This window comes from Schleiferilactobacillus shenzhenensis LY-73 (assembly GCF_000469325.1).
Lineage (GTDB): Bacteria > Bacillota > Bacilli > Lactobacillales > Lactobacillaceae > Schleiferilactobacillus > Schleiferilactobacillus shenzhenensis.
Window position 1 is genome coordinate 74,877 of sequence record NZ_KI271589.1, and the last position, 11,245, is coordinate 86,121.

General features: G+C 57.6%; 8 protein-coding genes. 4 read left to right on the top strand and 4 right to left on the bottom strand.

Features of this window, described 5'->3' with window-relative positions; all coding sequences use genetic code 11:
- Positions 1-70: 70 nt before the first annotated feature.
- Both msrA and L248_RS07825 read right to left on the bottom strand, forming a co-directional pair.
- A complete protein-coding gene (msrA, locus tag L248_RS07820; protein ID WP_040535590.1) occupies positions 71-892 on the bottom strand; it encodes a peptide-methionine (S)-S-oxide reductase MsrA in 822 nt (273 codons plus the stop codon).
- Between the two features lie 117 nt (positions 893-1,009).
- Positions 1,010-3,013, bottom strand: a complete 2,004-nt coding sequence (locus L248_RS07825) for a glycoside hydrolase family 31 protein (protein ID WP_022529621.1) — start codon at positions 3,011-3,013, stop codon at positions 1,010-1,012.
- Positions 3,014-3,203: 190 nt separating this feature from the next.
- On the opposite strand from L248_RS07825, the gene L248_RS07830 reads away from it, so the two are divergent.
- Both L248_RS07830 and L248_RS07835 read left to right on the top strand, forming a co-directional pair.
- Complete coding sequence (locus L248_RS07830; protein ID WP_022529622.1) at positions 3,204-4,553, top strand: MATE family efflux transporter; 1,350 nt, start codon at positions 3,204-3,206, stop codon at positions 4,551-4,553.
- 329 nt (positions 4,554-4,882) lie between these two features.
- On the top strand, positions 4,883-6,397 hold the full coding sequence (locus L248_RS07835) for an ATP-binding cassette domain-containing protein (RefSeq protein WP_022529624.1): 1,515 nt from the start codon (positions 4,883-4,885) through the stop codon (positions 6,395-6,397).
- Between the two features lie 169 nt (positions 6,398-6,566).
- Here L248_RS07835 and L248_RS07840 read toward each other — a convergent pair whose 3' ends face one another.
- Entirely contained in the window at positions 6,567-7,679 is a 1,113-nt protein-coding gene (locus L248_RS07840) for a hypothetical protein (protein WP_040535592.1), read from the bottom strand.
- On the bottom strand, positions 7,654-8,493 hold the full coding sequence (locus L248_RS07845) for an aminoglycoside adenylyltransferase domain-containing protein (protein WP_051999924.1): 840 nt from the start codon (positions 8,491-8,493) through the stop codon (positions 7,654-7,656). The genes L248_RS07840 and L248_RS07845 overlap by 26 nt, the downstream gene beginning before the upstream one ends.
- A 381-nt stretch (positions 8,494-8,874) precedes the next feature.
- Here L248_RS07845 and L248_RS07850 point away from each other — a divergent pair, with 381 nt between their 5' ends.
- Together L248_RS07850 and L248_RS07855 are read left to right on the top strand one after the other, a co-directional pair.
- Positions 8,875-10,242 carry a PTS sugar transporter subunit IIC gene (locus L248_RS07850; protein WP_022529628.1) on the top strand — a complete coding sequence of 456 codons (1,368 nt, stop codon included), beginning with the start codon at positions 8,875-8,877 and terminating at the stop codon, positions 10,240-10,242.
- 17 nt (positions 10,243-10,259) lie between these two features.
- Positions 10,260-11,177 carry a DUF7916 family protein gene (locus L248_RS07855; RefSeq protein WP_040535594.1) on the top strand — a complete coding sequence of 306 codons (918 nt, stop codon included), beginning with the start codon at positions 10,260-10,262 and terminating at the stop codon, positions 11,175-11,177.
- The last annotated feature ends 68 nt before the right edge of the window (positions 11,178-11,245 follow it).

The window sequence follows — 11,245 nt, forward strand, 5'->3', positions numbered from 1 at the left end:
GCCTCCGCTTGCTACGCGTTGGCACTCAGTACGTCGCGGAATCCGAATTTTGTCCCAGCCCCAGTGTTGCTCAGCGGGTACGTTCATGCAGCCAACCCTGGATTTTCTGGTACTGCAAATACTCCCGGCGGGCACGTTCAATGGCCTTGTATCGTTGCGGCTGCTTCTTATAAAACTGCTGATGGAAATTCTCCGCCGGCCAGAACGTCCCAGCCGGTTCAATTGTCGTCACGATTGGCCGCCGATACTTGCCGGAAGCCTTGACAGCCTGTTTCGACTGTTCCGCAATCATCTGCTGGGCCGCATTTCTGACAAAAATCACTGGCCGGTACTCATTACCGCGATCCTCGAACTGGCCGTTGGCATCAGTGGGATCAGTCAGCTGCCAATACAGATCGACCAGCTGCTGATAAGTCATCTGCCGAGTGTCGAAGATAACTTCCACGGCTTCGACATGGCCTGTCGCCTGGGTGAGCACCTGGTCGTAGGTCGGGTGCGGCACGTGCCCGCCGGTGTAGCCAGAGACGACGGAGATGATGCCCGACAAGGTCTCAAAGGGCTGGACCATGCACCAGAAACAGCCGCCGCCGAAGATAGCCCGGTCCTGGTAGGGCAAGTCGGCGGCTTCGTGGGCGGTGAGGTCAAAGGCCATGGCACCGGCGGGATCATCGGTTAGCCGCAGGTAGAAATCCGTGACGGCCGGGGTCAGATTGTTGCGTACCGCCAACGGCCGCAAAACGGCCTCCAGCCGTTCCAGTGCGGTCGCCGGCGGTGTACCCTGCTCGATCAGGTCCTTGGCTGTGCGCAGCTGCTGCCGTTCCCAGTCCCGGGTACCCGGATCAAGTAACAGATTGTAAATGTCGCGCAGTGTTGATTCACTCACATAGACCATCTGTGCACCTCCTCGTTGCCGTTATCTTGCGCGGTGCACGCCGGTGCTGTCAAGAAATAAACACCCGCGGGGCCAGCAGTAGTACGCTGACTGCGCGGGTATCTTTCTATCTCGAGATTACAACGCACCCTGCAACACCGTTGGCCGGCCGTTACGCAGGAACAACGGCAACCGGGCCAGGGGCGCCTGCACGGTCACCGTCTGGCCACCCGTGAAGACTTCACCGGAATGGGCATCGGTCCACCGTGCGCCTGCCGGCAGGTAAACCATCCGCTCCTGCACGCCCGCTTGGACCACCGGTGCAACCAGGGCATCCGGCCCCAGCAGGTATTCATCTGTAATCGGCCACGCCTGCGGATCTTTTGGAAACTCGTAGAACAGCGGCCGCATTACCGGCGCGCCGGTGGTGTGCGCCACCTGCATCACGTCTTGCAGATACGGCTTTAACTGAGCGCGAATCTGGATGAACTTGATTAGGATTTTCTCCACCGCTGGCCCATAACTCCAGACCTCATTCGGGGCCCCTGCGTTCTCCGTTTCTTCCCCATCGGCCTTATAGACCTTGGTCATCGGCTGCCGGGCACCGTGAATGCGCATCACGGGTGAGAAAGCCCCAAACTGGAACCAGCGTACGAGCAGCTCGCGGAACGCGGGGTCATCCGGATGACCGCCGTGGAAGCCGCCGATGTCGGTAGTCCACCAGGGAATACCAGCGATGCCCATGTGCAGCCCGGCCATGATCTGGTTGCGGAAATCCTGCCAAGTCGACTGAATGTCACCGGACCAGACCAGGGCACCGTACCGCTGGCTGCCCACCCAGGCACAGCGCACCAAGTTGACTTCGCCGTGACCGCTGGCGGCGACCTCGCCTTCATAAAACCCGCGGGTATACGCCCGAGGATAGAGGTTGCCGGTACTCAGCACACTGCCGGCGTAATACGTATAGTTGCTGAAGTCGTACGTCCCAAACTCCGGCTCCGCCTCGTCTAACCAGAAGAGGCCAATGCCCTGGTCCCTGTAATTGTGCTTCACCTTCGCCCACACATAAGCGCGCGCACCCGGATTCGTCGCATCATAGAACTCATTCGCACCATGGAACTGCATCTGCGCCGGCAAGCCATAGTTGGTGTGCACCAGCAGACCGTTCGCTTTCATTTCCGCATAATTCTCGCTGCGCTGATCGACCTGCGGCCACACCGACACCATCAGCTTCATGCCGTAACCCGCCAACTCTTTCGCCATTGCCGCGGGATCTGGGAAGAAATGCGGATCGAAACGGTAGTCGCCGCAGCGCGGCCAGTGGTAGTAGTCGATGACCAGCACCGATACCGGGATGTGCTTCTCGTGGTACTTGCGGGCCACCGCCAGCACCTGATCCTGGGTAGCGTAACGCAGCTTGGACTGCCAGAAACCGAGCCCGTAGTCGGGCATCACCGGTGCCCGGCCCACCACTGCCGAATACTGTTCCTCAATCTGTGCCGGTGTATCGCCGGCAGTGATCCAATAATCCAGCTGGCTGGTCGCCTCGGCGGTCCAAGTAATCTGGTTCGCATTGAACGCCGCCTGGCCGATTGCCGGATTAGCCCACAAGAAACCATAGCCTGTACTCGCCAGGTAGAAAGGCACTGTTACCTGCGAGTTGCGCTGCGCCAGCTCCAGGATCGTGCCATTCAAGTCTGCCAATGCCTGCTGGTACTGGCCCATCCCGGCGAAGTGGGCCTCAGGCTGACCGTTGAAAGCCGCCGTCAGCCGATATTGGCTGCCGCGCAGCGGTTCAAACTGGCGCGCGTCTTTTTGCAGGGCACCGCCCCGGTCCTTTTCTTCCAGCAGCAGGTCACCCTGGGCGTTGTAGAAATGCAGACGGCCCCGCCGATCCCACCAGTTGCGGTTGTCGATCCGGCAGGTGATGGTGCCGTTTGTAATACTGGCCTGGTCGTCCACAATCGTAACGGTGGGATGACTGTCTGCGGTCTGTTCCAGCAGCGCACTGTTTGTTAAGTTCAGCGGCCCCACGGGCGTCGCTACGACGCGCAGGCTGTTGGTGCCCCACGCGATGATGCGGAGGCGTTCGTTGTCGTTTTGGCACTCGAGATAATCGGGGCCTTGGGCGAAAATTGTCATCGGTCATTGTCCTCTTTCTTCGTGGTCTTCGTTTTGAGTATACCCTTTGCCAAGGATTGATGAAAACGGTACCCAGTCTAAGCATGCCACGCCTTCTGCGCTTGCCAAGCAGACTTCTCGCCGTTCTTCTTGACACACGGTGGTATCCTAAAACGTGACTGCAATCTTGCCAGAAACGAGGATATGACTGATGTCTGCTCGTGCCAACCCGCTCCACACCCTTTTCGAAGAAGCCCCCATTCCCCAGGCTTATTTCAAACTCGCCCTGCCCGTTGTCGCGGGAATGGTCGCCAGTATGGTCTACAACCTGGCCGACACCTTCTTCATCGCCCAGACCCAGGATACCAACTTAGTGGCCGGGGTGGCTTTGTGCACGCCGCTCTTTTCTTTCTTACTGGCCATTGGCGACATCTTCGGGCTCGGCGGCAGTTCGCTGATCTCTCGGCTGCTGGGGGAGCATGACCACGCCACCAGCGCCCGCGTCTCCAGCTTCTGCCTCTATGGCAGTATCGTCGTCGGTCTGCTCACGTCGGTCTTGCTGCTGCTCTTCGAGAATCCCATTCTGCACCTGCTGGGGGCAACAGCTGCCACTTACGGGAACGCCGCCGCTTTCTACCGCATCATGGCCATCGGCGCTGCCCTGATCATGGTGGCCATCGTGCAAGGCAACCTGATTCGCACGGAGGGTCTGGCCACCCAGTCGATGCTCGGCACCATCGCCGGTACCGCGGTAACCATCGTGCTCGACCCGCTCCTGATCTTCCCCTTACATATGGGCGCTGCCGGTGCCGCCACGGCCACCGTCATCGGTTACGGTATCACCAGCGCTCTCTTGATTCGCGTCACCAATCGGCAAGGCCAAGTCGTGACGGCGGATATTAGAAAGTGGCACATTGGCAGTACCCTCGTGCGGGCCGTGCTCTTCATCGGCATTCCCGCGTCCATCACCAACCTGATGCAAGCCTTCGGGACGACCGTGCTGGACCGCTACCTGGTCCGTTATGGCGCCACCCAGATTGCAGCGCTGGGAATCGTCCTCAAGGTCTACATGCTGGTCACGCTGATCATGGTCGGTTTCGCCTTCGGTGCTCAGCCGCTCATCGGCTATAACTACGGCGCCCGCAATACCCAGCGGTTCAAGGCCATCATCCGCTTCGATATTCTGGTGGAAGCCGGCTACTCGGTCGTACTCGCGGGTCTGTTGATGCTCTTCGCGCCGCAGATCATGGGGCTGTTCATGCACGATGCCGCCGTCATCACTGCTGGAACGTACATCCTCCGCGCCTTTCTCCTGACCACGCCCTTCGTCGGCGTGGTATTGGTCTACACCACAGTCTTCCAGTCCGCCGGTCTGGCGGCCAGCGCGTTCATCATGTCCATCGCCCGCCAAGGCGTCTTGTTCTACCTGGCCATCCTCGCCGGGGCGGCCTGGTTCGGCTACCACGGCATCATCTGGGCGCAGCCCGTGGCGGACGTGGCCACCTGCGTCATCGGCTGGTATCTGTACCGGCAAGTACTGGTAACGGTGAGAAAGGCGTAACGCGCCCGACTGCTTTACAACCAGCCCCGGTCATGCTAAATTGAAGACAATCAAACAAACGGAGGTACCTTCATCGATGAAAAACTAACCCTTGCCACCACAGATAGACGAATCCTATGAGCACGAGGGGATGAGTCTGTACTGTTGGCGACCAGGGTCGGTTTCTCGGTACAGCGGTGGCGTGTACCAGTGGCCCTGATTGCGGTGGATCAGGGTCTTTTTGTGTTTCTTCAGGGGTTGCGGCTGACGGTGAGCACCACCGGTGCTGCGCGGTTGCCCCACCCTAATCCATTTTCCTGCACGAATTAGAACAGGAAGTGCATCTATTGATGTTAGCCATCCAAATCAATCAACTCACTTATCAATTTCCCGACGCAGCTGAGCCGCTTTTCTCCCTGCCGCACTTGACGGTTAACTCCCGGGAGCGGGTCGCCATTATCGGCCCGAACGGCACTGGCAAGTCGACCTTATTGAAGCTGCTGGCGGCCAACGCTGATTCCCGTATCACGGAACACGGCAAGATTGGTTACGTCCCCCAGCTCAAGGACTTCAGCAGCGAGAGCGGTGGCGAGCAGGTGAAGCGGGAGATCTTCGACGCCCTGGGCGAGCAGCCGGAGATCCTGCTGCTGGACGAGCCTTCCGCCAACCTGGACCTGCTCAATCAGCATTGGCTGGCGCGGGAGCTGGGCCGTTTCGCCGGTACACTGGTGGTCGTTAGCCACGATGAGACCCTGCTGGCCCAGCCCTTTGACCAAATCGTCGTCTTCGGCGGCCCGACCGTGACGGTGTTCACCGGTGATTACGCAGCGTATCGCCAAGCCGAAGCGACCAAGGCAGCCCACGCCGAGGCGGCTTATCATGATTATGTGGAGAAGAAAAAGGCCCTGGAGGTCCAGGTCCAGAAACGTCTGCAGCAAGCTCACCGACTGAAGAAAGGCAACACCCGCAAGCTCAGTGCATCCGACCGCAAGTCCTTCGGGATGACCAGCCATGACAAACTGGAGAAGAAAAAAGCCAGTACGGCCATGGCCTTGGCCCGCCGAATCGACCGCATGGTGCCGCCGGACCGGGTAGAGAAAGAAGCCCCGCTTCATTTCCAAGACCTCAATGCGCCGCAACTGGCTGGCCACACGATGCTGCGGGTCAACGGCTGGACCGTCATGCGCGGTAAAAAAATGCTGATTCAAAATATCCAGCTCAAAATCCCTGCGGGCCAGCGGGTGGCCATTACGGGGCCGAACCAAGCGGGTAAAACATCGTTCTTCCAGGATGTACTGAGCCGACCGGACCACGGCGTCTGGTGGAATCCGCTGACCCGGGTGGGGTACTTCGCCCAGGATTTGGACACGTTGGACCGGCAGCAAACCGTGATGCAGAACGTCGCCGGTCACAGCTACCAAGACGTGCACTTGATTCGCAACCTGCTGGCCGGACTGGGCTTTCCGCCGGCCCAGTGGGACCAATCAGCGGGCACCCTCAGCGGCGGCGAACAGGTCAAAGTCAATTTGGCGCGCGTACTGGTGGGCGATTACAACCTGCTGATGCTGGACGAACCGACGAACTACTTGGATCTGAACGCCATCGAGGCGCTGGCCGCCTTTCTGGAAAACTATCCGGGCACGCTGCTGCTCATTTCTCACGATCAGGCCTTCGTTAAGCGCGTCGCCCAGCAAACGTACACGATTCGGGACCAGCGGCTGGTGGACCCGGCGCGCACGGCACCCGTGCACTTGACGGATGAGAAGAAGCTGCTGTTACAGCACCAGATCGACACACTGGTGATGGACCCGGATGCGGATATTGCGGAGATCCGGGCGTTGCGGCGGCAACTGGCCGATCGTTAATTGCTTGATGTCATGACTTTTTACTCAGATAAGAGTGGTGACTCTTTTCGAAAGGCATTGAAAGCATCTGATTTCTGTAGGGAGAAATCGGGTGCTTTTTTAGTTGAGAACGCGCTGGTGCAAATTCCCACGTGCCTGGATTGGACACCCCCAAGCACCGTCTCAGCCATCATTTCAATAACGTTGGCAAATCCAACTTGACCACCCGATCCGCATGAAATTCTAAATCCGCCTGCCGGTATGGACCTGCAGCAGATTCAAACAGCGCATACAAATCGCTCCCCGACGCCACGATTTGTTCCAGATACGGCGGCATAACGATACTCTTGACGATATCATCACCATCAAAATCGATCCATGTCTTCTGCCCATCATTGTCGAAAACCAAAACCTTCGCCGGATGCGGCCCGTAAGATTGGGAAAACAGAATCCGGCCTTGGTAGAACGTGACCCCTTGAAGTTGTTTGCTGGTGTCATATACGGCAGGATGAATGTCTTGGCCCCGCAAGTGCGTCGTCGGACCTGCCGTCAATTGCGGCATGCCCTGGCGATCCAGCGGATAGGTAGCAAAAACACCTTGACCGCGCGCATCAAAGTAGCCGACATACAAGCCGTTGCGGGTATACGTAATGAACGACGCTTGGGGAATCTTGGGCAGCGTCACGACATGGTCAAACGCGGTGGCCGTCTGTTTCTGGGCAAAGTCAGCGGTATCCAGGGTCTTCAACGTATACGCCGAAAGCGCGGCCTGCGCCTGGGCGGTCTCCGTGGCCACCCATAACATGTGGTTCACCGGGTCATACGCCAATCCGCCGACATGCGCATTGGTGGGCAAAACGATTTGCTTTAAGAACGCCCCGGTTTTCTTACTAAGTAGGAAAAGGACAGAGTCGTAATGCTTGTCCCGGCTGTATGCCGAGATGATGACGTACTGACTGGTCACGGCCAGGCCTTGCGGGTCCATCTGGGTACTCGTCCCCACCGTCTTGTGATCCCGGGTCAGCAGCGTCCGCGTCCGGCGCAATCCAGGAATGACATAAGTTTCCGGCGGTGCATCATGGTCCAAAGCGGACTGTAAATGCGGATACTGCTTGATAAAGCTGTCGTAGAAGCCCTTCGTGGTCGTGACTGCCGGCGATACCGTTGTGCCGGCAATGGTGACCGGCCTGCCGGGATCGGTGGCGACGACCGGGGCCACTGGCGTCCGGGTGCAGCCGGCGAGGGCCGCGAGCACCCCCGTCAATAGGAATAACCCGTTAATCCGCCGGTGACGTTTTTGCATGGGTTTCACCACTGTTTTCTGTCCCCTGACGATCGTTAATGGCTGTGATACATTCATGGGCAAACCGGATCAGCAAGTGCGGTCCGAAATGATCCAGCATGGCCCCGTCGACATCCTTCAACTGCTCATCCCCTTCGTAGGACGCTAAAGCGTAAGACGCCAGGGGCTGATAGAGCTTCGGCAGATGATCTTCGCCCCACTCACCGCCGGCTTGCTTAGAGAGAATGGCGCCATCCTCTCGGTACGCCAGCACTCGGCACAAATTCAGCGTGATGTAGGTGGGGTGGTTGAGCACCTGCCGAGGAGCATCCGCGATATCGTAGAGGATACTCTGCCAGTACGCTGCCGGCGGTACCGGCGCGAAGACGTCTTGAATCGGCAAGCCGGTCAAGACCCGCCCATGCGTCTGGACAACCATCAGATGGGCCCCCAGATCTGGATCAGTGCCCTGCATTCCTTCAATGTACGCTGCCGGATCGCGGAAGTATTCGGCCCGGTGATATTCGGAGAAATGAAAATCGAAGGGCATGGGCTGGCGGAAGTGGCGGGTGTGGGCCAGCAGTAAGACATGGAACTCCAGCCCCTTCGCGGGTGCCAAGGGCAGCAGATCTTCCGTGGTGAAATGCATCAAGTCGGCTTTCTCGTGCAGTGTCAACGGCCGCATCACCACCATCAAGTAGTCCAGGTCGCTGACAGCCGGGTTATAGCCGCCTAAGACATACGACCCATGAAGATAGACTCCTACCAGGTTGTCTGCCAAGAGTCGTTGGCTCCCTGCCGCCAACCGTCTTAACAATTTTGCTGTTTTGTCCATACACTGCCCGCTTCCCATTGTTGTTATGGCTAATTGTAATCTTCTGGCAAGGAATGGCAATACAGAGAGAAAAACAGAAAAGCCAAAACGATCAAATAATGGCGGCATTACTGGTCTTTTTACGGTCATTTAAAATCGGACTAGACCAATATTTTTTTGAAAATATGAATCCCATGCTTTCAGGAAGCGCTGCCGCAATCTCAAAGGAACCAATTGTGGATTTATGATAAGCGCTTTCATTTCCGCTGATGTGGTCTATACTGGTCTTTTGGAGCCCTTCACCAGAGCTCGGTTCCGGTTTGCCCTGCTGATTTACTGAAATTATTGAGGTTTTTCCCTGCGACAGGGTATAAATTTATACCGTAGAAAGCAGGATGCAACATGGCACAAAAAGATGATTCAAGCCGGGGACTGAACGGCCTGATTGAAAAGCATTTGATGCCGATTGCCGTCAAACTGGGCGGTTATAAGTGGCTGGTTGCGATTCGGGACGGGATCGCCGTGGCGATGCCGCTGATCATCGTCGGCTCGTTCTTCATGATTCTGAACAGTTTCCCCGTTTCCCAATTCACCGCGTTCTTGGCCAACACCAAGTTCAACGATGTCTCCATTGCCCAGATTTTCGCCAAGATCACCAATGGGTCCTTCGGCCTGTTGGGGGTCATCGGCGCATTCGGCATCGCCGATAGTTATGCCAAGCAATATCATACCGACGGCAAGTCCGCCGGGATCATCGCGGTGGCATCATTCTTCGTCGTTACGCCGAGTATTTTTACGGGCGGTAAGGCGCCCCTGGAGGGTATGCCCTACGATTACTTAGGCAGTAAGGGACTGTTCATCGGGATTATCATTGGCCTGGTTTCGGGCTGGGTATTCCAGTGGTTCATCAATAAAGACATCCGTATTAAGATGCCGGAGGCTGTGCCGCCTGCCATTTCTGACAGCTTCAGTGCCCTCATTCCCGGGGCCGTCATCGTGGTCTTCTGGGGGGCCATCTACGCCCTCTTTGCCTTCGCCGGCTGGGGCAGCGTGCACGATGTCTTCCTGCATATCTTCTCCAAGCCGTTGAGCCTGCTGGGCGATACGATTGGCGGGACCCTGGTGGCCATCGCCTTGAACAGTATTTTCTGGTTCGTGGGCATCCACGGCGGTAACGTCATTAACACCGTCTTCTCCCCCATCTGGCTGATCAACGCGGGCGCGAACCAAAAGTTGACCCAGGCGCATCAGTTGAGTCTGAGCCACGGGGCCCACATTATTACCCAACCATTCATGGATAACTTCGTCTATATGGGCGGCGGCGGTGCTACCCTGGGGCTGGTCCTGGGCATTGGTATCCTGGTTTTGATGCACCGTTCCAGTCGTCAATTGGCCGTTCTCGCACCGCTGACTATCGCACCGGGGATTTTCAACATTAACGAGCCCACCATGTTTGGTCTGCCCGTGGTCCTGAATACCACTTTAATTATTCCCTTCATCCTGGCGCCCATGGTCAACGCTTTAACGACGTGGGGCAGTATGCGTCTGGGCTGGGTGCCGCTGACCACCGGGGCCATCGCCACCTGGACGATGCCGCCGATCATTTCTGGCTTCTTGGTCACCAGCTCTGTCGCCGGCAGTATTCTGCAAGCCGTCAATATCGTGATCGATGTGGGTATCTACTTACCATTCCTGCTCAACCTGAATAAGCAGCAGATCGTTGAAGAAAATGGCGAGGATGCCAAAAAGGCAGCCGCCGCTAAAAAATAATTGAAGGAGTCAAAATAATGGTTACCAGATTGATCAGTGCCAACACGAGTGAAATGTTAAAAATGAACGCGGCCGAGTTAAAACAAAGTATCAAAGCCAGCGAGGGCCGGGTCGTCTTGAGTGAGAACGTCGTCGGCCACGAGATGGGGGACGGCATCACAACCTCCGAAGTCGCCGCGGCCTTCGGGGCTGACTTGATCCTCCTGAACGGCTTAGACGTCCTGAACCCCGCCATCTTCGGTCTCTACCCCAATGAAGGGGCGGTTGTGCACCACGACGGGAAGAGTATCCAGCGGCTTCAGCACCTGGTGGGTCGGCCCATCGGGGTCAATCTGGAGCCGGTGGACGTCCACGCCGACATGGCTGAGACCCGCTTGGAGATCCCCGCCGGCCGTCAAGCCAGCCGGGCCACGCTGGCCGAAGCTCAGAAGCTCGGCTTCAACTTCGTGTGTTTGACGGGCAACCCTGGTACCGGCGTCACCAACGACCAGATTGCGGCGAACGTGAAAGTCGCCAAGGACGTCTTCTCCGGCTTAGTGATTGCCGGCAAGATGCACGGCGCCGGCGTCAATGAGCCGGTGGTCAGTCTCCCTGCAGTCAAGGCGTTCTTGCAAGCGGGCGCCGACGTCATCCTCGTGCCCGCCGTCGGGACCGTGCCTGAACTAACCGACGAGGATGTCCGGGCGGTTGTCCGGCTGGCCCATCAGCACGACGCGCTGGTGATGAGTACCATCGGCACCAGTCAAGAAGGCTCGGGCGCTCGTTACATTGAAGCGGTCGCCGTGCGCAACAAAATCAACGGCGTCGACATTCAGCACGTCGGTGACGCGGCTTGGGGCGTCCAGTCTCCCTTTGAGAACATTTATGCGTTAAGTAAGGCGATTCGCGGCGAGCGTCACGCGATTCAACGGATGGCTCGCTCAATCAACCGGTAACTCTAAACAATGGGACTGGGACAAAATTCATATTCCGCGACATACTGAGTGCCAACGCGTAGCAAGCG